At 71.3% G+C, this 25,293-nt stretch carries 16 protein-coding genes and 2 pseudogenes; 10 read left to right on the forward strand and 8 right to left on the reverse strand.

What is annotated here, in order from left to right; translation table 11 throughout:
* Window positions 1-240 precede the first annotated feature (240 nt).
* Both ACGFYU_RS24580 and ACGFYU_RS24585 read left to right on the forward strand, forming a co-directional pair.
* Window positions 241-828: a hypothetical protein gene (locus tag ACGFYU_RS24580; RefSeq protein WP_393829472.1), complete on the forward strand. Its 588-nt coding sequence runs from the start codon at window positions 241-243 to the stop codon at window positions 826-828.
* Between the two features lie 223 nt (window positions 829-1,051).
* Window positions 1,052-1,429, forward strand: coding sequence for a hypothetical protein (locus ACGFYU_RS24585; protein WP_393829473.1), 378 nt, complete (start codon window positions 1,052-1,054; stop codon window positions 1,427-1,429).
* A 7-nt stretch (window positions 1,430-1,436) separates the two neighbouring features.
* On the opposite strand, the pseudogene ACGFYU_RS24590 reads toward ACGFYU_RS24585, so the two are convergent.
* The 4 genes and pseudogenes from ACGFYU_RS24590 to gmd form a co-directional block, all read right to left on the reverse strand.
* Window positions 1,437-2,392 (reverse strand): annotated as a pseudogene (locus ACGFYU_RS24590) (IS30 family transposase).
* Window positions 2,393-2,540: 148 nt separating this feature from the next.
* A complete protein-coding gene (locus ACGFYU_RS24595; RefSeq protein WP_393829474.1) occupies window positions 2,541-3,215 on the reverse strand; it encodes a hypothetical protein in 675 nt (224 codons plus the stop codon).
* Window positions 3,216-3,316: 101 nt separating this feature from the next.
* Window positions 3,317-6,103, reverse strand: a complete 2,787-nt coding sequence (locus ACGFYU_RS24600; protein WP_393829475.1) for a LamG-like jellyroll fold domain-containing protein — start codon at window positions 6,101-6,103, stop codon at window positions 3,317-3,319.
* A 247-nt stretch (window positions 6,104-6,350) separates the two neighbouring features.
* Window positions 6,351-7,364, reverse strand: coding sequence for a GDP-mannose 4,6-dehydratase (gmd, locus tag ACGFYU_RS24605; protein ID WP_393829476.1), 1,014 nt, complete (start codon window positions 7,362-7,364; stop codon window positions 6,351-6,353).
* 188 nt (window positions 7,365-7,552) lie between these two features.
* Between gmd and ACGFYU_RS24610 the strand changes: the two genes are divergently transcribed.
* Window positions 7,553-8,500, forward strand: coding sequence for a GDP-L-fucose synthase family protein (locus ACGFYU_RS24610; protein WP_393829477.1), 948 nt, complete (start codon window positions 7,553-7,555; stop codon window positions 8,498-8,500).
* A 19-nt stretch (window positions 8,501-8,519) separates the two neighbouring features.
* Here the strand turns inward: ACGFYU_RS24610 and ACGFYU_RS24615 are convergent, their stop codons facing one another.
* Complete coding sequence (locus ACGFYU_RS24615; RefSeq protein WP_393829478.1) at window positions 8,520-9,995, reverse strand: sugar transferase; 1,476 nt, start codon at window positions 9,993-9,995, stop codon at window positions 8,520-8,522.
* Between the two features lie 381 nt (window positions 9,996-10,376).
* Here ACGFYU_RS24615 and ACGFYU_RS24620 point away from each other — a divergent pair, with 381 nt between their 5' ends.
* From ACGFYU_RS24620 to ACGFYU_RS24635, 4 genes and pseudogenes are all read left to right on the forward strand, one after another.
* Window positions 10,377-12,644: a M4 family metallopeptidase gene (locus ACGFYU_RS24620; protein WP_393829479.1), complete on the forward strand. Its 2,268-nt coding sequence runs from the start codon at window positions 10,377-10,379 to the stop codon at window positions 12,642-12,644.
* Between the two features lie 244 nt (window positions 12,645-12,888).
* Window positions 12,889-13,386, forward strand: a complete 498-nt coding sequence (locus tag ACGFYU_RS24625; RefSeq protein WP_393829480.1) for a hypothetical protein — start codon at window positions 12,889-12,891, stop codon at window positions 13,384-13,386.
* Between the two features lie 291 nt (window positions 13,387-13,677).
* Window positions 13,678-13,872: pseudogene (locus ACGFYU_RS24630) on the forward strand (hypothetical protein); the annotation flags it as partial.
* Window positions 13,873-13,907: 35 nt separating this feature from the next.
* A complete protein-coding gene (locus ACGFYU_RS24635; RefSeq protein ID WP_393829538.1) occupies window positions 13,908-14,399 on the forward strand; it encodes a hypothetical protein in 492 nt (163 codons plus the stop codon).
* 61 nt (window positions 14,400-14,460) lie between these two features.
* On the opposite strand, the gene ACGFYU_RS24640 is transcribed toward ACGFYU_RS24635, so the two are convergent.
* Complete coding sequence (locus ACGFYU_RS24640; protein WP_393829481.1) at window positions 14,461-15,306, reverse strand: hypothetical protein; 846 nt, start codon at window positions 15,304-15,306, stop codon at window positions 14,461-14,463.
* 156 nt (window positions 15,307-15,462) lie between these two features.
* A complete protein-coding gene (locus ACGFYU_RS24645; protein ID WP_393829482.1) occupies window positions 15,463-16,995 on the reverse strand; it encodes an MFS transporter in 1,533 nt (510 codons plus the stop codon).
* Between the two features lie 158 nt (window positions 16,996-17,153).
* Here ACGFYU_RS24645 and ACGFYU_RS24650 point away from each other — a divergent pair, with 158 nt between their 5' ends.
* Window positions 17,154-18,155: an Lrp/AsnC family transcriptional regulator gene (locus ACGFYU_RS24650; protein WP_393829483.1), complete on the forward strand. Its 1,002-nt coding sequence runs from the start codon at window positions 17,154-17,156 to the stop codon at window positions 18,153-18,155.
* 10 nt (window positions 18,156-18,165) lie between these two features.
* On the opposite strand, the gene glgP is transcribed toward ACGFYU_RS24650, so the two are convergent.
* Entirely contained in the window at window positions 18,166-20,802 is a 2,637-nt protein-coding gene (gene glgP, locus ACGFYU_RS24655) for an alpha-glucan family phosphorylase (RefSeq protein ID WP_393829484.1), read from the reverse strand.
* A gap of 715 nt (window positions 20,803-21,517) precedes the next feature.
* Between glgP and ACGFYU_RS24660 the strand changes: the two genes are divergently transcribed.
* Entirely contained in the window at window positions 21,518-23,512 is a 1,995-nt protein-coding gene (locus ACGFYU_RS24660; RefSeq protein ID WP_393829485.1) for a maltotransferase domain-containing protein, read from the forward strand.
* Entirely contained in the window at window positions 23,509-25,218 is a 1,710-nt protein-coding gene (gene treS, locus ACGFYU_RS24665) for a maltose alpha-D-glucosyltransferase (protein WP_393829486.1), read from the forward strand. Before ACGFYU_RS24660 ends, treS begins: the two co-directional genes overlap by 4 nt.
* Window positions 25,219-25,293 lie beyond the last annotated feature (75 nt).

Below are 25,293 nucleotides of genomic sequence, written 5' to 3' on the forward strand. Positions count from 1 at the left end.
GATGATCATTTGGCTTGATCGGGTCGGGACATTAGGTCGCGCCTCCCGCTGGCCACAACCCCCGTCCACATCCTGAGATCGAGTCAAACTCCCTGGTAACAAGGGGTGTTGCCACTATCTACGTCACCCTCAGAGGGCATGAGTACGCGTACTCATGTGCCGGTGACCAGCCATGGCGACACTGGCCGAATGACGCCGACCGCTCCTGCGACAGGCACGGTTCGCCGTGCCCGATTCACCATGGCCACGGCCGCGGCAGCACTGTGCGCGCTCGCCATGACCGGCTGCGGCACCCCGAAGCCGGGTTCCGCGCTCTCGGAGGATGAGAAGGAGCTGGCTTTCATGCAGATGCTGCTGGAAGTCGACCGGCCCTGTGACCCGGGCGGCGCCCCCGCTGACCCGGTCCCGGACCCCACGACGCCGGCGGAAGGCCCGGACACGGGCAAGACCCCGCCGCCGGCACCACTGCCGTCGTTGGAGCCCCCGCCCGTCCCCACCGGCGACCCGAATCCGAACGCCACGGCGGAAACCGTGCTCGGGGAGTCCGAGAAGTGCACCGCTCGCCTGCACGCCGACCGCATCACCCAGCTACTCAAGGGCAAGACGGACCCCGAGCAGCTACGCAAGGCCCTCAATGGCGCCGGATACCCCAGCAGCCGCATCCACGAGCTGGCCCGCTCCGGCGACAGCACACGGTTCGTACTGGACCTTCGGGTTATGGGCGGCCAGCTGTGCATGTCGGGTGCGGTCACCGGTTCGAAGACCGTGATCGAGGCGTACGGGGGCGACGTGACGGTTGCGTGCGCGAGCGTCAAGCGGAACACGTGACCTCCACGCGAATCCGGGCCGCCACCCACGGGAGTCCCGGGGTGGTGCCCGCACGGCGCCGAGGCGAAGGCATGCGAAAGCGCCCCGGCTTCGGGCGGATTCGAGGGATCGTTGCAACACGTGATCACTGGCGTGTGTGGCGAGCAGTGTATGCAGTGGCTCGGCTGGGGCCCCAGCCGTGCCACTGCTGCGTTGTGGCGGGTAGTGCGCTGCCAGGAACAGAATGAGCCTCATGCATGACGGATCGAACTGGCCGACGGACAAACTCAACGCGCTCCGACTTGGCAGGAGGCTGGTCGCGGAAGTTCCGGCATCGCGGCCGGGTCGCCGCGCGTTCGTGGGCATCCGTCCCGCGTGGAGCGAGTCTGATGCCCGGGCGCGGGGCGAGGGCTGGGTCCGCAGTGACGTTGAGCGGAGCTTCCGGCTGGAGCATTGGGAGTACGACCGCGAGCGCATTGATGGCTTCGACTACGACATCGGCTCGGCCCTCATCGGGTCCGCCGACGCCGGGGACGAATCCGAGCTGAGGACGGTGCTCAACACGTGGGGTGTCCAGCCCAGCCTCTTCGTCTATCCCTGGGAAAGCGACGATCCCAGGTAGGCGAAGATCAGCTTGTGGGAGCTGTCAGCTCACGCAGACGCGCGGCAGGGGTTTCCCAGCCGAGCGTCTTGCGGGGGTGGCTGTTCATCTCGGCGGCGACGGCGGCCAGGTCCTCGGGGGTGTGGGCCGTCAGGTCGGTGCCTTTGGGGAAGTACTGCCGCAGCAGTCCGTTGGTGTTCTCGTACGAGCCGCGCTGCCAGGGGCTGGCCGGGTCGCAGAAGCAGACCGTGATGTCGGTGGCCACCGTGAAGGCCCGGTGGGCGGCCATCTCCGAGCCCTGGTCCCACGTCGACGACCGCCACAGATGGCGTGGAAGCGTTTCCGCTGTGGTGGCGAGGGCGTTGCGGGTGGCCTGCGCGTTGTGGCCGTCGGGCAGGTGGACGAGCATGACGTAGCGGGTGGAGCGTTCGACCAGGGTTCCGATGGCGGAGCGGCCGTCCTTGCCGATGATGAGGTCGCCTTCCCAGTGGCCTGGGACCGCCCGGTCGGCGGCCTCGGCGGGACGCTCGCTGATCAAGACCATGTTCTTGACCGGGCGGCTGACACGCTTGGCGGCGTGACGGTGCGGCCGGCGGTAGGCCCGGCCGGTGCGAAGACGGCCCAGCGGTGGGCGTGGAACGGCTGGTAGGCGAAGCCGTCATTGGGCATGGGTCGTCGGTTACGCCGGACCTCCCGGCTGACGGTGGAAGGGCTGCGTCCCAGCTCGGACGCGATGCGCCGGATGGATGCCTTCTCCCGCAGCCGGTCGGCGATGTGAATCCGCTCAGACTCGGTCAGGAACCGGGATGTTCCCGGGCTGTCGGCGGCCTCAGGCAACACGGAAGCCGGCCCCGTCCCGTAGATGGGAGGAACCGGCTTCTGGCCGTGCGGCGGTGAGTGCCAGCCGTTACGCCACCACTTGCCGGTGCGCAGGTTGATCCCGACGATCCGCGCCGCATCCCTCGTGCTGTAGCCCTGCTTCATGAGCTCGAAGTATGCGGCGCGTTCCCGCACCAGCCTTCCTCCGCCCGGCTTCCGGTTCTCCCGGATCTTGAAGTCCATCGCATCCCCTGAGCTGGGGTGTTGCGACGACCACTAGAACGCAAGCGAAGCCGGTGGGCTTGGCGGGGGGCTACGCCGGGAGCCAGGCGTAGCAGCCTGACGAGGTGAACTCGGCCGTGCCCGACGGGATGGTGGCCGTGATCTTGTCGCCCGCCTTCGGCGGGGTCTGCGGGCCGGAGGCCAGGGTGGTGCCGTCCTTGCCCTTCGCCTCCCACGTGCACGTCGTGGCCTGCGTCAGCGCCCGGTACGAGCCCGCCGCGGGCGACTGGCGGGTGCCCTCGGGGAAGCCCTTCTCCGCCGCCGCCAGGATCGGCTGCTGCTCCGGGCACAGGAGCGTGATCGCGTCCTTCGCGCCCGGGATCTCCCCGGTGATGACGGCCCCGGTCGCCGCGTCCTTGTCGCGCTTCGCGGTGCGCTCCACCCGCTGGCAGGCCTCCTGGCCGCGCTGCAGGACGGCCGCCGGGTCCATCTTCTCGGGGACCCGCCCGCTCAGGTACTTCTTCTCCTGCGGCGTGAAGCTGCCCGTCTTCGGGGTGAGCTTCGAGTCGGGGACGACGGGGCCCGTCGGCTTCGCGTCGGGGGCGGACGCCGCGGGCGCCGGGGTGTCCGCGGGGTCGGGGACCGACGACGAGGCCGGGGGCTTCGCCTCCGCGCCGGAGTCGGCCTTGCCCCCGTCCGAACTGCAGGCGGTCAGCGTCAGGGCGGCGGCCAGCAGAACAGCAGCCGCTGCGGAGCGTCGGTACATCGGATGGCTCCCGTACTTACATATGTGCGTACTTGCTGGGTGGGACAGACGGGCGGGGCCCGGCCACGTAGAGCCGGGCCCCGCCCGTCCTCAGGCGGTGGCTACTTCGCGCCGAAGGTGAGGACCAGCTGCGGCGCGCCCTCCGCCGCCGTGGACTCCGAGGACCAGATCCACAGCGGGTCGGTGCCCGTGCTCGTCAGGCCCAGGCTGTAGCTGCTGCCCAGCACCGCGGAGAGCGCGGCGGTGTCCAGCGGGACGGCCTGGACCGCCGAGCCGTCCGGCACGCTCGCGATCGAGCCGAGCGGGGTGGTGCCGAGGGTGGGCTTGGTGTTGAAGGTGGTGCCCGCGCCGCTCCAGGTGCCGGTGACCGGAACCACGGAGACCTTGTCGGCGGTGCCGGCGCCCGTCTGCGTGGTGGTCTTGATCTGGAGGGAGGCGGACTTCAGGACCTGGCCGGCCGGGGCGGCCGGGAGGCTGAAGCGCAGGTACGTCTCGTACGCCGAGGTGCCGCGCACCGCGAGCGAGGTGGACGTGCCGTAGGCGGTGCTCGGGGCGCCCTGGTTGATGTAGGTGTCCTCCGCCGCCTTGACCGTGGAGACCGTGTCGGTGGGGGCACCGGCCAGGTCGAAGTGGTTCTTGACCTGGGCCGCGGTGAGCGCCGTCGGGTAGACCGCCGACTCGTCGAGCTGACCGGCGAAGAAGTTGCTCCACGGGCGGTTCGGCCAGTTGGCCAGGGTGTCTCCGCCGACGTGCCAGTAGCCCGCATAGCTCTGGGTGCTGGTCGCGTTCAGCGTGTCCTTGGCCTGACGGCCGTCGACGTACAGGGTGATGCCGCCGGGACCCTGGGTGCCGACCACGTGGTGCCACTTGTTGTCGTTGTACGCGCCGTCCGTGGTGACGGTCCTGGCGAGGCCGTTGTAGACACCGAGGACCAGACGACCTGCGTTGGTCATGTAGATCTGCCGGTCGTACATGCCGCTGCTGCGGCTCTGGTTGTCGCCGAAGCCGATCAGCTTGCCGCCGCGGGTGGTGTTCGTCTTGAACCAGGTCTCGATGGTGTACGTGCTGCCGACCGTCTGGCGGCGGTCGCTGTACACCTGCTGGCTGGTGCCGTTGAAGCCCATGGCGGTGCTGGAGCCGGAGAGGGCGCCGGGCGACTGGCGCAGGGCCGGGGCGTTGAGCTGGATGCCGCTGGTGTTGCCGCTGACCGAGGAGTCGGCGACGTACGGGCTGACGGTGTCGTCGTAGCGCCAGTACAGCTGGGCGCCGTCCGCGCGGACCTGGTTCGGGTACGCCTGGACCGCGGACGGGACCGTCACCGAGGCGGTGGCCGACAGGGCGCTGGTGTTGCCCGCGCCGTCGGTCGCGGTCACACGGTAGGTGTAGGTCTGGCCGGCCTTGACCGTGGTGTCGTTCCAGGAGGCCTGCGGGCGCTCCCACTCCAGCGAGCTCGCGCTCACGGAGGCGATCGGGGTGGCCGAGCCGTTGCGGTAGATGCGGTACGTCAGCTTGCTGTCGTCCGCGTCGTAGCTGGTGCGCCAGCGGACCTGGGCCTCGCCGGCCTTAACGCTGGCGGCGCTGACGGCCGGGGTGGTCGGGGCGCCGCGGTCGCCGGTGGAGGCGAAGCGGGTCAGGCCCCACTGCGTCTTGCCGTTGATGAGGGTGAACTCACCGCCGACCCACATGTACTTGACGTCGTTCTTCTCCGCCACGGCCATGACCCGCGGGCCGATGCCCTCGATGTTGGCCATGCCGCCGTCGTTGGCGGTGGGGTGCCAGCCGAGCTTTCCGGGGCTGCGTACGAACCCGTTCACGGGCGCGGGGGCGGCGCCTTCCCAGTTGGTGTTCTGGGCCAGCAGGAAGTTCCGCTTTCCGTCGGGGAACTCCAGCTCGGTGGAGCAGTCGTGCGCGTGCGAGGAGCTGTACAGCACGCCCTCGTACGGCAGGACGGCCTGGGTCGCGCCGAGGCAGCGGTCGCGCCACTTCTCGCTGAAGTCGCTCAGCTTCAAGCCGATGCGGCCGTCGAAGACACCGCCGCCGGAGCCCTCGTTGCCCGTGTAGAAACCTCCGTTGTCGTCGGTGGCGATGTCCTTGACGACCGAGTTCGACGGGATGTTGGTGTAGGTCTTGGTGACCGCGCCCGTGGCGGCGTTGACCACGGCCAGGGCGTGGCTGGTCTTGCCGTTGACGGTGAAGAAGTCGCCGCCGAGCAGGACGTTCTTGCCGTCGGGGGTGACCTCGACCGCACGGCCCGGCTCGTCGACGTTGGCGACGAAGGGCTTGAGCGCACCGGAGGCGGCGTCGACCGCGGCGAACCGCTCGCGGGTCTGGCCTTCGACGGTGCCGAAGTCGCCGCCCGCGTACAGGGTGTCGTCGGTGACGGCGAGCGCGCGCACGGTGGCGGGGAAGCCCGGGTGGAACGCGGCCTTGGGGGTGCAGCTCGCGATGTCGATCGCGGCGATGCTGGAGACCGGGGTGCCGTTGACCGCGCCGAAGGAACCGCCCGCGTAGAGGGTCTTCTTGTCCTTCGAGACCACCAGCGTCCGCACGGTCGCGGTGCCGTCGCCGATGGTGAACGCCAGCTTGCAGGAGGTGGGGTTGCCCGTCGCGGCGTCGAGCGCGACGAAGTTCACGGCTTCCTGCTCGGCACCGGCGGTGCCCTCGGGCGGGCGCACGGCGGAGAAGGTGCCACCGGCGAAGACGGTGCCGTTGGCCTGGGCCATCGCCCAGACGACGCCGTTCGTCTGCCAGGTCGGCAGTTCGTCCGCGGTGAATGCCACCGGCGGCGTGATGGCGGACGCCTGAGGCATCAGCACCAGGCCTATACCGGTGCCGGCACCGGCCAGTGACAGGACGAGGGCGGCAGTCAGCCCTCTGGATCTACGCATGAGCCCCCCAGGGCAATCGCCCGGTTTGATGGCTGGAACTATCCGAACAGCCATATGTACGGGGCGCAGACTAGGGCTCAGACAAGGGCCCGGTCACCTCACTTGACCCAAGTCATACCAACTTGGAATCAACAGGTTCAGCATGGAGGGTGCACTACGGACATACGGCAGGTTTGCCCCGGTCACACCGGCAGCGGACTGCGCGAATGACCGGGACACGGCAAATCGTAGGGGAAATATAAGGCCTTCAGCGGTCGATGCGGACCGTCACGCCCGCCAGTTGGTCCTCGACCTGGCGGATGTCGGCGTCGACCATGATCCTCGCCAATTCGGCCACCAGGACCGTCGGCTTCCAGCCAAGCAGCTCCTGGGCCTTGGAGGCGTCGCCGATGAGCGCGTCGACCTCGCTGGGGCGCTCGTACTTGGGGTCGTAGCGCACGTGCTCGTTCCAGTCGAGGCCGGCGTGGCCGAAGGAGGCCTCGACGAACTCGCGGACGGTCGCGGCGACTCCGGTGGCGACGACGTAGTCGGTGGGCTCGTCCTGCTGGAGCATCCGCCACATGGCGTCCACGTACTCGGGCGCGTAGCCCCAGTCGCGGACGGCGTCGAGGTTGCCGAGGTAGAGCTTCTCCTGAAGGCCGACCTTGATCCGGGCCACCGCACGGGTGATCTTGCGGGTCACGAAGGTCTCGCCGCGGCGCGGGGACTCGTGGTTGAAGAGGATCCCGTTGACCGCGAACATCCCGTAGGCCTCGCGGTAGTTCACCGTGGTCCAGTACGCGAACACCTTCGCGGCGCCGTACGGGCTGCGGGGGTGGAACGGGGTCCCCTCGTTCTGCGGGGGCGGGGTGGCGCCGAACATCTCGGAGGACGAGGCCTGGTAGATGCGGGTGTCCACACCGCTGGCCCGGATGGCCTCCAGCAGCCGCAGCGCGCCGAGCCCGGTCACGTCGCCGGTGTAGAGAGGGGCGTCGAAGGACACGCGTACATGCGACTGCGCGCCGAGGTTGTAGACCTCGTCGGGCCGTATCTCGCGCAGCAGGTTCACCAGGGCCACACCGTCCGACAGGTCGGCGTGGTGGAGCACGAAGGACCGGTTGGCGGTCTGCGGGTCCTGGTAGATGTGGTCGATCCGCTCCGTGTTGAAGCTGGAGGACCGCCGCACGAGTCCGTGCACCGTGTAGCCCTTGGAGAGCAGCAGCTCGGCCAGGTACGAGCCGTCCTGTCCGGTGACGCCGGTGATCAGTGCCGTTTTACCCATGCGGTCCCCCTGGGGTGCGTTGTGTTCTTTGTGCTGAGCGTGCTTCCCCTGCCCGCCCGAGGCCGTACCCGGGAACCCCCGAGGACTGGATGCGTACCGTACACGCCCGCTCGTGGCCGCCCGGCCCCGGACCGGCAGGGTCCGGACCGCCGCCACCTCCGCGGGAGCGGACTGGCATCATCGGCGGTATGACAAGTTCGTTGCCGCTCCTGCCCCCGAACGCCCGCGTCTTCGTCGCCGGCCACCGCGGCCTCGTGGGTTCCGCGGTCGCCCGCCGGCTCACCGCCGACGGCCACGAGGTGCTCACCCGGGGCCGCGCCGACCTCGATCTGCGCGACGCCGCCGCGACCGAGGCGTACCTCCGCGACGTCCGCCCGGACGCGGTCGTGCTGGCCGCCGCCAAGGTCGGCGGGATCATGGCCAACAGCACCTACCCGGTGCAGTTCCTGGAGGACAACCTCAAGATCCAGCTCAGCGTCATCGCCGGCGCGCACACCGCCGGCGTCGGCCGCCTGCTGTTCCTCGGCTCCTCCTGCATCTACCCGAAGCTGGCCCCGCAGCCCATCAGCGAGGACGCCCTGCTGACCGGCCCGCTGGAGCCGACCAACGAGGCCTACGCCCTCGCCAAGATCGCGGGCATCGTCCAGGTCCAGTCGTACCGCAAGCAGTACGGGGCCTCGTACATCTCGGCCATGCCGACGAACCTCTACGGCCCGGGCGACAACTTCGACCTGGAGTCCTCGCACGTCCTGCCCGCCCTCATCCGCCGCTTCCACGAGGCCGCCGCCGAGGGCCGCGAGGAGGTCACCCTGTGGGGCTCCGGCACCCCGCGCCGGGAGTTCCTGCACGTGGACGACCTCGCCGCCGCCTGTGCCGTACTGCTGAACACGTACGACGGCGACGAGCCCGTCAACATCGGCTGCGGTGAGGACCTGACCATCAAGGAGCTGGCCGAGACCGTCGCCGAGGTGACCGGCTTCCGGGGCCGGCTCGCCTGGGACACCTCCAAGCCGGACGGCACCCCCCGCAAGCTCCTGGACGTCGGCCGCCTGACCTCGCTCGGCTGGAAGCCGGGGATCCCGCTGCGGGACGGCATCGCCTCCACCTACCAGTGGTGGCTGGGCGAGCAGCGCTGACCGCACGGGCCACGGTCCCTCAGTACGCTCCGCGACCGTCGACGACGGCGCGGATCGTACGGCCCATGACGTCGACGTCACTGGTGAAGGACCAGTTGTCGACGTACTGGAGGTCCAGCTGGATCGTTTCGTCCCACGACAGGTCGGAGCGCCCGCTGATCTGCCACAGCCCCGTCATCCCGGGCCGCACGGTGAGCCGGCGCAGTTCGACCTCGTCGTACCGCGCCACTTCCTCCGGCAGCGGCGGGCGCGGGCCGACCAGCGACATGTGGCCCGTCAGTACGTTGATCAGCTGGGGCAGTTCGTCCAGCGAGGTGCGGCGCAGCAGCCGGCCCACCCGGGTCACCCGGGGGTCCCGGCGGATCTTGAACATCAGGCCGTCGTTCTCGTTGGCCCCGGAGAGCTCGGCCTTGCGGGCGTCGGCGTCGACGACCATCGTGCGGAACTTCCACATCACGAACGGGACCCCGTCGCGGCCGATGCGCCGCTGCCGGTAGAAGGCCGGGCCGCGCGAGCCGAGGCGGATCGACAGGACGATCCCGAGGAAGAGCGGGGAGAGCAGCAGCAGTCCGGCCGCGGCCCCCACCCGGTCCAGCACCGACTTGAGCAGGGTCTGCACGCCCCGGCTGACCGGCGGCACCACCCGCAGCACGGCCAGGCCGCCCGCGGACAGGGTCTCCAGCCGCTTGACGGAGACCTCCACCAGCCCGGGGAACACGGCCAGTTCCAGACCGGCGTCGTGCAGGGCCCAGGCGACCCGGCGCAGCCGCTCCCCCGCGATCCGCGCGCCGGGGGCCACGAGCACCAGGTCGGCGTGGTGGCTGGCGACGGCGCCGAGGACGGCCGCGGAGTCGCCGTTCGCCGCCTCGGGCATCACCGCGTCGAGCCGGGCCGCGACGGGCACCCCGCTGACGAGGGATCCGGTGCCGACCGGGACCACGCCGACGACCACGTACGGGTGATCGGTGCGCGCGGCGAGGTGGGCGATGACGTCCTCGGCGGCGTCGGGCTCGCCGACCACCAGGACCCGGCTGACGGCCTGGGCCTCGCGGCGGGCGGCCGAGAGGTGACGGTAGGTCAGCTTGTGGCAGGCGACGGTGATCAGCAGCGCGGGCAGCAGGGCCCCGAGGGCGGACAGCCGGGGGGTGTCCTCCTCCGTCACCACCCGGGCGACGGCCAGGACACCGATGAGAATCAGCCAGTCGTGCAGCACGGGCAGCACCCCGCGGGACTCGCCGAGCACCCGCGCCGAGTAGCGCCGGCGCAGCGCCTGCACCCCGGTCCACGCCAGGGCGGCGCCGAGGGCGCAGTAGAGGGGCCGGACCTGCTCCGCGGCCTCGAAGACGAGGCCTACGGGTACGGCGGCACCGAGGACGTCGGCGGTGACGGCGGCGGGCAGGTACCAACGGGCCTTGTCACCCAGGCGCCGTGCGGGCAGAACGGTCCCCTTGGCCGTTCCGGCCACTCTTTGCGCAGGAAAATGGACATGCCTCATGGGCCCCCCTGGCACGTGGTCTATGACAGCGGCGACAGCCCGCGGCTTCCCCAAACCTCGGACGGCTGTCGCACCGGGAAACAGTACGACAAACACCCGTACGGTAAGTGCCGTTTGACTTTACCGGACCTCTTGTTGCTCAAGCGTTAGCAACCGGTACCAGGCGTTCCGACCCCGGGCCGCGCAGGGTGCCACACGAAGGTGAAGGGTTCGGATACCGGACACGTCTCCTCGGACAACGAACCATTTCCGGCCAATCCTTTGACGCGGCCCTGACATTGGGGCCGGTAAGTGGCACTCTTCGACCGTTCATCGCACCAGCCCTGATCTGCCCGGAGGCCCACCCAGCCGTCCGGAACCCCCTTGCAGAAGGAGTCTGCGTTGAGTCCCACCCCCCACAGGCGTGCCACCGCGGCCGGCGCGCTCGTTGCCGCGGCGGCCATGCTCGCCGTAGGCATACAGGCCGGAACCGCATCCGCCGACGCCACCGCGTCGCAGGCCCGCACGGCCGCCAAGCCCAACCCGGGCGCGGCCAACCGCGCACTCAGCGCCTCGGAGCGTGCGACGCTCCTCGCCGAGGCCAACTCCACCACCGCGCAGGCCGCCAAGGCCCTCGGTCTCGGCAGCGGCGAGAAGCTCGTCGTCCGTGACGTGGTCCAGGACGCGGACGGCACCACGCACACCACCTACGAGCGGACCTACGACGGTCTGCCCGTACTCGGCGGCGACCTGACGGTCCACGCCAAGGACGGCGTCACCAGGAGCGTCACCAAGGCCACCAACCACGAGATCAAGGTCGCCGACACCAGCGCCTCGGTCACCCCGGCGGCCGCCGAGGGCCAGGCGGTCTCCGCCGCGAACGCGGAGGGCGCGAAGGAGGCCAAGGCCTCCAAGAGCGCCCGCAAGGTGATCTGGGCGGCCGAGGGCGTTCCGGTCCTCGCCTTCGAGACCGTCGTCGGCGGGCTCCAGCACGACGGCACGCCCAGCGAGCTGCACGTGGTGACCAACGCCAAGACCGGCGCCAAGATCACCTCGTGGCAGGCCATCGAGACCGGCACCGGCAACACCATGTACAGCGGCCAGGTCACGCTCGGCACCTCGCAGTCGGGCAGCACCTACAACCTGACCGACGTCGGGCGCGGCAGCCACAAGACGTACAACCTCAACCACGCCACCTCCGGCACCGGCACCCTCTTCTCCGGGCCGGACGACATCTGGGGCAACGGCACGCCGCAGAACCTGGAGACGGCGGGCGGTGACGCGCACTACGGCGCCGCGGTCACGTGGGACTACTACAAGAACGTGCACGGCCGCAACGGCCTGCGCAACGACGGCGTCGCGCCCTACAGCCGGGTCCACTACGGCAACAACTACGTGAACGCCTTCTGGGACGACTCCTGCTTCTGCATGACCTACGGCGACGGCGAGGGCAACGTCAAGCCGCTCACCTCCACCGACGTGGCCGCGCACGAGATGACCCACGGTCTGACCTCGGTCACGGGCAACATGACCTACTCCGGTGAGCCGGGCGGTCTGAACGAGGCCACCTCGGACATCATGGCCGCGGCCGTCGAGTTCTACGCCAACAACCCGCAGGACGTCGGCGACTACCTGGTCGGCGAGAAGATCGACATCAACAGCAACGGCACTCCGCTGCGCTACATGGACAAGCCGAGCAAGGACGGCGCGTCGAAGGACGCCTGGTACTCCGGCATCGGCGGCGTCGACGTCCACTACTCCTCCGGCCCGGCCAACCACTGGTACTACCTGGCCTCCGAGGGCTCCGGCGCCAAGGTCATCAACGGCGTGAGCTACGACTCGCCGACCTCCGACGGCCTCCCGGTCACCGCGATCGGCCGCGACGCCGCGTCCAAGATCTGGTTCCGCGCGCTGACGGTCGGCTACTTCAAGTCGAACACCAACTACGCCGACGCCCGCGTCCAGACGCTGAAGGCCGCCGCCGACCTGTACGGCGCCGGCTCGACGACCTACAACAACGTCGCGAACGCCTGGGCCGCCATCAACGTCGGCCCGCGCATCAACGACGGCGTCACCGTCACCGCGATCCCGAACCAGACCACCCAGGTCAACACCGCGGTGAGCCTCCAGGTCCAGGCCACCAGCACCAACCCGGGTGCCCTGTCCTACGCGGCGACCGGCCTGCCGGCCGGTCTGTCGATCAACTCCTCGACCGGTCTGATCTCGGGCACGGCGACCACCACGGGCACGTCCAACGTGACCGTCACGGTGACCGACTCCGCGTCCAAGACGGGAACGGCGTCCTTCACCTGGACCGTCGGCACCTCCCAGCAGAACGTGTTCGAGAACACGACCGACTACGCGATCGCGGACAACTCGACCGTCGAGTCCCCGATCACGGTGACCCGCACCGGCAACGCCCCGAGCACCCTCAAGGTGGACGTCAACATCGTCCACACCTACATCGGTGACCTGAAGGTCGACCTGGTGGCCCCCGACGGCAGCGTCTACAACCTGCACAACCGCTCCGGCGGCAGTGCGGACAACATCGTCAAGAGCTACACGGTCAACGCCTCCTCCGAGGTGGCCCAGGGCGTCTGGAAGCTCCGGGTCAACGACAACGCGAACCTCGACACCGGCAAGATCGACAGCTGGAAGCTCACCTTCTGACCCCCACCGGGGCACGGAGTGAGCCAGAGCTGAACCGCTAGACCACGGGGCCGCCCGGGAGAAGACCTCCCCGGGCGGCCCTGTTCCACGTGCGGAACCATTCGGCCGTGTCCGTTCGGGACCACCTCCCCCCGGGCCGGGGACTTTCGGCGCCGGTCCGCGTGTCCCCGTGCGGGGAGACTGAAACCGAGCGAACCTACGGAAGCGTAGGTTCGGGTGACCCACCGAGTGACGGACGTGCCCCATGCCGCAGCCCCCCACGACCGCTCCCGCCGCCGCACGGCGCCCCTGGCTGATCCAGGGCGGGATGGGCGTCGGGGTCTCCGGCTGGCGGCTGGCCCGGGCCGTGTCCCGGACCGGCCAGCTGGGCGTGGTCTCCGGCACCGCGCTGGACGTCGTCCTGGCCCGCGTGCTCCAGACCGGCGACCCGGGCGGGCACGTCCGCCGGGCGCTGGCCGCCTTCCCGCTGCCCGAGCTCGCGCAGACCGCGCTCGACTGCTACTTCCGCGAGGACGGCCTCGACGAGGGCGTCCCGATGCGGACCACCCCGCGGCTGCGCGCGTCCTGGGGGTCCCCCCGGACGGAGTCTGGGGGAGGGGCCCAGGCGGAAATCCTCACCGTCCTCGGCAACTTCGCCGAGGTCTGGCTCGCGAAGGAGGGACATGACGGCGTCGTCGGCATCAACTACCTGGAGAAGATCCAACTGGCCACCGCCCCCGCTGGGGGCACCTCCCAGCGGTAGCTGGGGGAGTTCGGCGCGATCCTGGCAGGCGTCGACTACGTGCTCGTGGGCGCGGGAGTCCCCGGTCAGATCCCGGCCCTCGTCTCGCGACTGGCGCGTTACGAAGCCTGCGTGACCCGGATCGCGGTCGCGGACGAGGAGCAGCCGCTGGACCACCTCTTCGACCCGGCCGCGCTCCTCGCCGGGCATCTTCCCGGCCCGCTGCGCCGCCCGGACGTGCTGGCCATCGTGCCCCTGCCGGTGCTGGCCGCCTACCTGGCCCGCGACGAGGCGACGCGCCCCGACTGCTTCGTGATCGAGACCAGCGGGGCGGGCGGGCACAGCGCCCCGCCGCGCGGGCCGATGCGGCTCGACGAGGACGGCCAGCCGGTCTACGGTCCGCGCGACCATCCCGATCTCGCGAAAATGGCGGCGCTCGGGCTGCCGTTCTGGCTCGCCGGCGGCCAGGCCTCCCCGGAGGCCGTCGCCGCCGCGCGGTCCGAGGGGGCGGCCGGGGTGCAGATCGGCAGCGCCTTCGCGCTGTGCGAGGAGTCGGGCATGGCCCCCACCTGCGCGCGGAGCTGCGCGGCCGGGCCCTGGCCGGCACCCTCACCGTGCGCAACGACCCCGAGGCCTCGCCGACGTCGTTCCCCTTCAAGGTGGCGGAGCTGCCGGGCACGGTCTCCGAGCCCGAAGTGGCGGCGGCCCGCCGCCGAGTGTGCGATCTGGGTTTCCGGCGGACTCCGGTACGGGGACCGCGCGGCCTGGCCTACCGGTGTGCGGCCGAGCCGGTGGCCTCGTACGTCCGCAAGAGCGGTGACGCGGCCGACGCGAAGGGCCGCCGATGCCTGTGCAACGGGCTGCTGGCCACCATCGGGCTGGCGCAGCGGCGGCCGGGCGGCCGGGTGGAGCCCCCGCTGGTGACCATCGCCAAGGACCTGTCCTTCCTGACGGGCCTCTCGCCGGACGCGCGGCCCTATACGGCGGCGGAGGTCGTGGACTGGCTGGCGCCCGAGGCGGCACCCGCCGCCTGACGCACGGAGGCCCGGCGCCCCTGTGCGGGGTGCCGGGCCCGTCCGTGCGAGGAGTGCGGGGTCAGGGGATGGCGCGGAAGATCACGTTGAAGATGTCCTCCTCCGGCTCCTCCTCTTCCTCCTCGTCGCCCATGGCGCCGTCCGGGCGACCGCCGTTGTCCGGGGCTACGGCCTGGTCCTCACGACCGCCGTTGTCCGGGGCCGCGACCTGGTCCTCACGACCGCCGTTGTCCGGGGCCGCGACCTGGTCCTCACGACCGCCGTTGTCCGGGCGACCCTGCTCGTCACGGCCCTGCTCGCCCCGGCCCTGGTCGTCACGGCCGTGGTCGCCCCGGCCCTGGTCGTCACGGCCCTGGTCGCCCCGGCCCTGGTCGTCACGGCCGTGGTCGTCACGGCCGTGGTCGCCGCGACCCTGGTCGTCACGCCCCTGCTCGCCCCGGCCCTGGTCATCGCGACCCTGGTCGTCACGCCCCTGCTCCCCGCGGCCCTCGTCGTCGCGGCCGGTCCAGTCGCCGCGGCCCTCGTCCGGACGGCTCGCGCCGTCCTCCACGACCGGCTTGAAGAAGACCGAGACGGCCTCCACGTGCCGTGCCCGCTCGCCCGGCCGCAGTGTCCGCTTCGCCTTGCCGTCGCAGCTGCGGTTGTCGTAGAGCTCGGCGAGGGACTTCGTCTCGTTCACCACCTCGACGGCCGGCTCCTCCTCGGAGGTGCGCGTGAGCACGTAGCAGGTGTCGTTCTCCGCGGGCCGGATCTGCCCGCTGCGGTCCTCGCCGTCCTGGTCGACGAACCGGTAGTGGAGCGTGCCCAGGCTGCGGCCGCCGTGATCGTCGGCCAGCGAAGGGCCGGCGGTGGGCAGGACGAGCGCGAGGGCGCCGGCGAACACGGCGGCGGTGGTGCGAAGACGCATAAGGAGTCCGTTTCTCGGGTTCCGCGGATACCGGGTCCGGTGGCATCCGCGGGCAGCGTAGGAGCGGACCCCTGTGCCGAAACGATTCGGCGTGCGCAGCGCGTTCGAAGGTTCACCCGTCAGATGCCCGGCCACCCGCCTTATGGCGGGGTCGCGTTACGACCGCGCCGCCGCGGTGCGCTCGGCCGTCGGAGCCGCCGCCGGGCGCGGCACGGCCGCCGTGCCGGAGGTTCCGCGGATCAGCAGGAACACCGCCAGGGCGCCGGCCAGCCCCATCGCCGCCGAGACCAGGAAGGTGTCCCGCAGGCCGCTCGCGAAGGCGGCCTCCACCAGCCCGGTCAGGGTGTCGCGGGCCGCCCCGGCCGGTGCCCCGTCGAGCAGCCGCCCGGCGCCGCCGGCGGCCAGTGCCTCCGACAGCCCCCGACCGCCCCCGCCCAGGCCCGAGCGCAGCCCGGCGTGGAAGACCGCGCCGAGCACGGCGATGCCGAGGGCGGTGCCCAACTGCCGGGCGGTGTTCAGTGCCCCGCCGGCCATGCCCGCCCGGGCCGGGGTCACGGCCGCCATGGCGGTCGCGGCCAGCGCCGGGGTCGCGGCGCCCACCCCCACACCCGTCACGAGCAGCCCCGGGACCAGCACGGCCCAGCCGTCCCCGGCGTGCAGCATCCAGGCCTGGAGCAGTGCGCCCACGCCGATCAGCAGCAGCCCGCCGCCGATGGTCAGCCGGGGCGAGACCCCGTGCAGCAGCCGCCCGGCCGCCGCGGCGACGACGAACCCGGCCGCGCTCAGCGGCAGCAGCACCAGGCCCGCGCCGACGGGGCCCATCCCCTCGGCGGACTGCAGCCAGAGGGAGACGTACATCAGGTACGAGAACGCGGCGCCGGACAGCAGCAGTCCGGCGGCCATGACGGCGACGAAGGTGCGGCTGCGGAAGAGGGAGAGGTCCAGCATCGGGTGGGGGCCGCGCAGTTCGACGAGGACGAAGCCGGCGAAGGCGGCCGCGGCGAAACCGAGCAGCCCGAGGGTGGTGGCGGAGCTCCAGCCGTTCTCCCCGCCGCGGATCACGGCGTACGTGAGGGCCCCCGCGCCCGCGGTGAAGGTGGCCATGCCGGGCAGGTCGAGGCGGGTGGCGTGCGGATCGCGGGACTCGGCGACCGCCTTGAGGGTGACGTAGACGGCCAGCGCGCAGACGGGCAGGTTGATGAAGAAGATCCAGCGCCACCCGAAGTGCTCGGTCAGCAGCCCTCCGATGATGGGCCCGGCCGCGGCGGCGGCCCCGTTGACCGCGCCCCAGACGCCGAAGGCCACCCCGCGGTCGCGGCCCTGGTAGGCCCCGCTGAGCAGGGCCATGGTGGTGGCGAACATGGCGGCCCCGCCCACGCCCTGGACGGCGCGGAAGGCGATCAGCGCGGCCGGGCCGGTGGCCAGGCCGCAGGCGAGCGAGGCGGCGGCGAACAGGCCGAGCCCGCCGAGGTAGACGCGGCGCCGGCCGATCCGGTCGGCGAGCGAGCCCGCGCCGAGCAGCAGGGCGGCCAGGGCGAGAGCGTAGACGTCCATGACCCACTGGAGGCCGGCGAATCCGCTCCGCATGTCGGCGGCCATGTCGGGCAGGGCGACGGTCACGATCGTGACGTCGATCAGGAGCATGAAAGCCCCTAGGCAGACGGCCGTCAGCGGCAGCCATTTACGCACGGGAGTCTCCTCGGATCAGGAAGGGGCGGAGGCCGGAAGCGGAGGCGCGGGGGCGCGCCCCGGTGGCCCCAAGGTCTCAGCGCCCCGCCCCCACCCCCCACCCAGCAGCACGTTCCTGCCGGATTTCCCTCATCGGAGCCCCTGGCATGATGGAAACCATGAACGAGACGGAGCTGGACAAGCTCGACCAGTGCCTGGTCCAGGCCCTCGTGATCGACGGCCGGGCCGCCTTCAGCCGGATCGCCGAGGTGCTGGAGGTCTCCGACCAGACCGTCGTACGCCGCTACCGGCGGCTGCGGACCACCGGCCTGATCCGCGTCGTCGGGCTGCCGCAGGGCAGCCGCGTCGGGCTGTTCGAGTCCTGGCTGCGGGTGCAGTGCGCCCCCGACGCGGCGCTCCCGGTGGCCGAGGCGCTCGCCCGCCGCCCGGACATCGCGTGGGTGACCCTGAACTCGGGCGGTACGGAGATCCACTGCATGACCCGGGCCCGTACCCGCCAGGACCGGGACGCGCTGCTGCTGGACAAGCTGCCGCGTACCCGCCGGGTGACCGGCATCAGCGCCCACACCATCCTGCGGAAGTTCTTCGGCGGGCCCGACGCGTGGACGGGTACGGACCTGCTGGGCCCGGACCAGATCGCGGCCCTGGAGCGGCCGCCGGTCGAGCCCGGGCCGGAGCGGTACGCATTGGACGAGGCCGAGTCGGCGCTGCTCGCGGTGCTGCGGCGGGACGGCCGCGCCGGGTACCCGGAACTGGCGCGCGCCACCGGCCTGTCGGAGTCCACGGCCCGCCGCAGGCTGGAGCGGCTGCGCGATGTCGGGGCCGTCTTCTTCGACGTGGAGTTCGACCCGGCGCACTTCGGCTACGAGGCGGAGGCGACGCTGGTGCTGACCGTCCCGCCCGCCCGGCTGGCGGAGGTCGGGGCGGCGCTGGCGAGCCACCGCGAGGTGGCGTTCGCCGCTGCCGTGACGGGGGCCGCCTCCCTGATGGCGGTGGTGGTGTGCCGGGACACCGACGCGCTCTACAGGTATCTGACCGAGCGGATCGGCGCGGTGGACGGCGTGGACCGGGTCGAGGTGATCCCGACCCTGCGCAGCGTCAAGCGGGCCGGGATGCTCGTGGAGGACGGGCGGCTGGTGGACCCGCCGCCCGCCCCCTGAACCGAGCCGTCTAGCGCAGGAGTACGCCGCCTCCCGCGTCGGTGTCCACCGGGCCCGCGACCAGGCCCAGTTCGGCCGGGGTCGCCAGCAGCGGGTGCGTCGGCAGGATGCGGACCGTGTAGCCGAAGGGCCCCGTACGGTCGAGGGCGAGCGGGCCCTCGTACACCCAGCGGCCCTCCATGTCGGGTCCGGCGGCCGGCTTGAGCGGGAAGGCGCGGCCGTCCCGGATCACGTCCTGCGGGTCCACCCGCCCGGCGACGGCCTGGACTTCCACGTCCTCGGGCGCGAGCGCGTCCAGGGACACCTGGACGCGCAGGGTGAGGGTGGCCCCCAGCTCGGCCGTGCCGTCGACGGGAGCCGCCGCGAGGGCCTCGACGTGTTCGACGCCGACCCGCGGCCAGGCCGCCCGGACCCGGCCCTTCCACCAGGCGAGGTCGCCCGCCGCCTCCGGGGTGAGGGCGCGGTGGGCCAGCGCGGCCGGCGCGTAGAGCCGCTCCACGTACTCCCGGACCATCCGCCCTGCCAGCACCTTCGGGCCGAGCGAGACCAGGGTGCGCCGGACCATCTCGATCCACCGCACCGGGAGTCCGGTGCGCCCGACCCGGTCGTAGAAGCGGGGCGCGACCCGGCCCTCGATCAGCTCGTAGAGGGCGCTCGCCTCCAGGTGGTCGCGGCGGTCCTCGTCCGCGCCGAGCCCGTCGGCGGTCGGGATGGCCCAGCCGAAGTCGGGCTCGAACCACTCGTCCCACCAGCCGTCCAGCACGGACAGGTTGAGGCAGCCGTTCAGGGCGGCCTTCATCCCGCTGGTCCCGCACGCCTCCAGCGGCCGCAGCGGGTTGTTCAGCCAGACGTCGCAGCCCGGGTAGAGCTTCTGCGCCATGGCCATGCCGTAGTCGGGGAGGAAGACGATGCGGTGGCGCACCCGCGGGTCGTCGGCGAACCGCACCAGCTCCTGCACGAGCCGTTTCCCGCCGTCGTCCGCGGGGTGCGCCTTGCCCGCGACCACGATCTGCACCGGCCGGTCGGGGTCGAGCAGCAGCCTGCGCAGCCGGTCCGGGTCGCGCAGCATCAGGGTGAGGCGCTTGTACGAGGGCACCCGGCGGGCGAAGCCGATGGTGAGGACGTCCGGGTCGAGTACGGAGTCCACCCAGCCCAGTTCGGCGTCGGCGGCCCCGCGCTGGCGCCAGGAGGCGCGCAGCCGGTCCCGTACCTCCTGGACCAGCTGCTCGCGCAGGACGCGGCGCAGGTCCCACACGTCCTGGTCGGGGATGTCGGCGACCGCGTCCCAGCGCGGGGAGCCGCCGACGGACAGCGCGTCCTCCGTACGCCCGGGGCCGATCTGGCGGGCGCCGAGCCGGACGACCTCGGGGGCCACCCAGGTCGGGGCGTGGACCCCGTTGGTGACGGAGGTGATGGGCACGTCGGAGGCGTCGAAGCCGGGCCACAGCCCGGCGAACATCTCCCGGCTGACCGCGCCGTGCAGGGTGGACACCCCGTTGGCCCGCTGGGCCAGGCGCAGTCCCATGACGGCCATGTTGAAGACGCCGGGGTCGCCGCCGGGGTAGGACTCGGCGCCCAGCTCGAGGATCCGGTCGACGGGTACGCCGTCCAGCTCGCCGCCCTCCCCGAAGTGCCGGGCGACCAGGGCGCGCTCGAAGCGGTCGATGCCGGCCGGGACGGGGGTGTGCGTGGTGAACACAGTGCCGGCGCGGACCGCCTCGACGGCGGCGTCGAAGCCGAGGCCGTGCTCCCGCTCCAGTTCCCTTATGCGTTCCAGCCCCAGGAAGCCGGCGTGGCCCTCGTTGGTGTGGAAGACCTCGGGGTCCGGATGCCCGGTGATCCGGCAGTACGCGCGCACGGCACGCACCCCGCCGATCCCCAGCAGCATCTCCTGCAGCAGCCGGTGGTCGCTGCCGCCGCCGTAGAGCCGGTCGGTCACCTCGCGGGCGGCGGCGTCGTTGTCCTCGACGTCGGAGTCCAGGAGCAGCAGCGGTACGCGCCCGACGCGGGCCTGCCAGATGTGCGCGTGCAGGGCGCGGCCGCCGGGCAGGGTCAGCGAGACCCTGGCCGGGGTGCCGTCCTCGTGGCGGACCAGGTCGAGGGGGAGTTCGTTGGGGTCGAGGACGGGATAGTGCTCCTGCTGCCAGCCGTCGCGGGAGAGGGACTGGCGGAAGTAGCCGTGCCGGTAGAGCAGGCCCACCCCGATGAGCGGGACGCCGAGGTCGCTGGCGGCCTTCAGGTGGTCCCCGGCGAGGATGCCGAGGCCGCCGGAGTACTGGGGCAGGGCGGCGGTGATACCGAATTCGGGGGAGAAATAGGCCAGGGCGGCGGGCAGTTCCGGGCCGTTCTCCCGGCTCTGGTACCACCTCCCGCCGTTGACGTAGTCATCGAGGTCGGCGGCGGCGACGGCGAGCCGCCGCAGGAACCTCCGGTCGGCGGCCAGCTCCGCGAGCCGGTCGGCGGAGACGGCACCGAGCAGCCGGACGGGATCGCCGCCGGCGGCCTGCCACCCCTCGGGGTCGACGGTCTGGAAGAGTTCGCGGGTCTCGGCATGCCACGACCAGCGCAGATTGCGCGCGAGATCGGCGAGCGGCAGCAGGGTCTCCGGGAGGACGGGGCGCACGGTGAATCGACGGATAGCCTTCACGTGTTCCACCTTCGCAGGGGATGACGGATCCGGGCGGCCGCACCACGCTGTGCATCCGCGCATCGACCCCCGGAAGGCTAGCGCCGCCCCCGCCGCACGACCATGGCGCCTCCGGCGGGCCTCGCGCCGGTGGACGGGCCACCCGCCTCCTCCACCTCCCGGCCCCGGGACCCCGTCCCACACTGTGAGATCGGTGGCCGTACAGGCCGGGGGCCCGGGGATTGCGGGGCGGGGGTGATTCGGCCGAACTGCGGCGGGCCCACTGGCGGTACGGGCGGACTTCATGCACGGGCATTTGCGGCGTTCCTCCGCTTTGGGGACGTCGTCCCGTGAGCCGTGCGGGGGTCGAGTGACAGGCGGGGTCCGCGTGGCGTGTCCCTACATCAGGTAGTCCTGGCCGACTTGACGGAGCCCCGGCGGATGTCGGCCGAGCGCTGTCCATTGCCCTCGCCACTACGTACGAGTAGTTAACCAAGCGCGCGGATTGGGCGGGGTGTGAGTGGGAAGGGCTCCCCGGGTACACGTGGTACCCGCACGGCGCACCCGCCCCCAACCTCTCCCCGCCACCCGAGTGAACGCGGACAGGAGCGGCCATGCCCGCAGCCCAGCCGTCCACCGAGCGGCTAGAAACAGAGCGAACAGAGCGTGCACTACCAGCCGTGATTCCGGCTGGCCCGTCACCGAGCCCTGCGAACTGCCCCCAGGTGAGCCCATCATGATCGGTCGCATTCCCGTGCTGGACGTCCGCCCCGCCGTCGACTGCGGCGCCAGACCCGCCAAGGCGGTCGTGGACGAGGTATTCGAGATCTCCGCCACCGTGTTCCGCGAAGGACACGACGCCGTCGCCGCGCACGTCGTGCTCCGAGACCCGAGCGGGCGGCTGCGGCCCCCCGTGCCGATGCGCGAGCTCGCCCCCGGCACCGACCGGTGGGGGGCCCGGATCTCCGCCGAGGTCGAGGGGAGGTGGACGTACACCGTCGAGGCGTGGAGCGATCCGGTGGCCACCTGGCGCGCGCACGCCGCCGTCAAGATCCCCGCCGGGATCGACACCGGCCTCACCCTCCTCGAAGGTGCCGAGCTCTACGAGCGGGCCGGCACCAGGATCCCCAAGCGCGACGGCCGCGGGGCCGTGCTCGCGGCCGCCGAGACCATGCGGGACGAGGACCTGGAGGTCGCCCACCGGTACGCCGCCGCCCTCGATCCCGCCGTCGACGCCGCCTTCGCGAGGCGCCCGTACCGCGAGCTGGTCACGGCCGCCAAGCCCCTCCCGCTGCTGGTCGAGCGCAAGCGCGCCCTCTTCGGGTCCTGGTACGAGATGTTCCCCCGGTCGGAGGGGGCCGTGGTCGAGCCCGGCGGGGCCCCGGTCAGCGGGACCTTCCGGACCGCCGCCGAGCGGCTGCCGGCCATCGCCGCCATGGGCTTCGACGTGGTCTACCTGCCGCCCATCCACCCCATCGGCAGCACCTACCGCAAGGGACCCAACAACACCCTTTCCGCCGGGAGTTGGGACCCGGGCGTGCCGTGGGCCATCGGCTCCACCGAGGGCGGGCACGACGCCGTCCACCCCGACCTCGGCACCCTGGAGGATTTCGACGCCTTCGTCGCGCGCGCCCGCGAGCTGAACCTGGAGATCGCCCTGGACTTCGCCCTCCAGTGCTCCCCGGACCACCCGTGGGTGGAGAAGAACCCGCAGTGGTTCCGCCACCGCGCCGACGGGACGATCGCGTACGCCGAGAACCCGCCGAAGAAGTACCAGGACATCTACCCCATCCACTTCGACACCGACATGGCCGGCATCGTCGAGGAGACCTGCCGGATCCTGCGGCACTGGATGGACCACGGCGTCCGCATCTTCCGCGTCGACAACCCGCACACCAAGCCCGTGGCCTTCTGGCAGAAGGTGATCGCGGACATCAACAAGTCCGACCCGGACGTCATCTTCCTGGCCGAGGCCTTCACCCGGCCCGCGATGATGCGCGCGCTCGCGGCCGTCGGCTTCCAGCAGTCGTACACCTACTTCACCTGGCGCAACACCAAGGCCGAGCTCACCGAGTACCTGACCGAGCTCGCCGCCACCCCCTCGGCCTCCGTCATGCGGCCGAACTTCTTCGTCAACACCCCGGACATCCTCCACGAGTACCTCCAGAAGGGCGGCCGCCCCGCCTTCGAGGTGCGGGCCGTGCTCGCGGCCACCCTCTCCCCCGCGTGGGGGGTCTACGCCGGCTACGAGCTCTGCGAGAACGAGCCGGTCCGGGAGGACAGCGAGGAGTACCTGAACTCCGAGAAGTACGAGTACCGGCCGCGCGACTGGGCCGCCGCCGACCGCGAGGGCCGCACCATCGCCCCGCTCATCACGGCCCTGAACCGGATGCGCCGCCGCAATCCCGCGCTCCAGCAACTGCGCGACATCCACTTCCACACGACCGACAACGAACAGGTGATCGCCTATTCGAAGCACGCCGGAGCCAATTCCGTACTGGTGGTCGTCAACCTCGATCCGCACCACACCCAGGAGGCGACGGTGTCGTTGGACATGCCGGTACTCGGCCTCGACTGGCACGGGTCCCTCGCGGTGCGCGACGAGCTCACCGGCGAGACCTATCACTGGGGCAGGGCGAACTACGTGCGCCTGGAACCGGGCCGCACGCCCGCGCACGTACTGGCCGCTCTGCGACCGTCCCCGCCCACCGGAGGGTCACCCACCACATGATGATCAACGATCCCGTCCCCGACACCTTCGAGGACACCCCCGCCAAGGACCGCGATCCCGACTGGTTCAAGCGGGCCGTCTTCTACGAGGTCCTCGTCCGCTCCTTCCACGACAGCAACGGCGACGGCGTGGGGGACCTCAAGGGGCTCACCGCCAAACTGGACTACCTCCAGTGGCTCGGCATCGACTGCCTGTGGCTGCCGCCGTTCTTCGCCTCGCCCCTGCGCGACGGGGGCTACGACGTCTCCGACTACACCTCCGTGCTCCCCGAGTTCGGCGACCTCGCCGACTTCGTGGAGTTCGTGGACGCGGCGCACACCCGCGGCATGCGGGTGATCATCGACTTCGTCATGAACCACACCAGCGACCAGCACGAGTGGTTCCAGCAGTCGCGCAAGGATCCCGACGGGCCGTACGGCGACTACTACATGTGGGCGGACAACGACAAGCAGTACCAGGACGCCCGCATCATCTTCGTCGACACCGAGACCTCGAACTGGACGTACGACCCGGTACGCAAGCAGTACTACTGGCACCGCTTCTTCTCGCACCAGCCGGACCTCAACTTCGAGAACCCGGCCGTGCAGGAGGAGATCATCTCCGCGCTGCGCTTCTGGCTCGACCTCGGCATCGACGGGTTCCGCCTCGACGCCGTGCCCTACCTCTACGCCGAGGAGGGCACCAACTGCGAGAACCTGCCCCGCACCCACCAGCTCCTCAAGCGGGTCCGGGCCGAGATCGACGCGCACTACCCGGACACCGTGCTGCTCGCCGAGGCCAACCAGTGGCCCGAGGACGTCGTCGACTACTTCGGCGACTTCACGACGGGCGGGGACGAATGCCACATGGCCTTCCACTTCCCCGTCATGCCGCGCATCTTCATGGCCGTCCGAAGAGAGTCCCGCTACCCCGTCTCCGAAATCCTGGCCAAGACCCCGGCGATCCCGGACCGCTGCCAGTGGGGGATCTTCCTGCGCAACCACGACGAGCTCACCCTCGAAATGGTCACGGACGAAGAGCGCGACTACATGTACGCCGAATACGCCAAGGACCCGCGGATGCGGGCCAACATCGGCATCCGTCGCCGCCTCGCCTCCCTCCTGGACAACGACCGCAACCAGATGGAGCTGTTCACGGCCCTGCTGCTGTCACTGCCCGGTTCGCCGGTTCTCTACTACGGCGACGAGATCGGCATGGGCGACAACATCTGGCTGGGCGACCGCGACGGTGTGCGCACGCCCATGCAGTGGACCCCGGACCGCAATGCCGGTTTCTCCTCCTGTGATCCGGGCAGGCTGAACCTGCCGGTCATCATGGACCCGGTCTACGGGTACCAGGTCACCAATGTCGAGGCCGCGATGGCATCGCCCTCCTCACTGCTGCACTGGACCCGCCGGCTGATCGAGATCCGCAAGGCGAACCCGGCCTTCGGACTCGGCTCGTACACCGAACTGCCCTCGTCCAACCCGGCGGTACTCGCGTTCCTGCGCGAGTTCGGGGACGACCTGGTGCTGTGCGTGCACAACTTCTCGCGCTTCGCGCAGCCCACCGAACTGGACCTGAGGTCGTTCAACGGACGGGTCCCGGTGGAGCTCACGGGTGATGTGCGCTTCCCGCCGATCGGCGAGTGGCCGTACCTGCTGACCCTGGCGGGCCACGGCTTCTACTGGTTCCGGCTGCGTACGGAGCAGCGCGCCGAGCAGTAGCCGGGTACGGGGCGGGCAGCTCGAACGGGTCAACCGCCCGCCCCTGTACGGACCATCTGACCCGACACTCGCACA

The organism is Streptomyces sp. NPDC048337, assembly GCF_043201175.1.
In the GTDB taxonomy this organism is placed as follows: domain Bacteria; phylum Actinomycetota; class Actinomycetes; order Streptomycetales; family Streptomycetaceae; genus Streptomyces.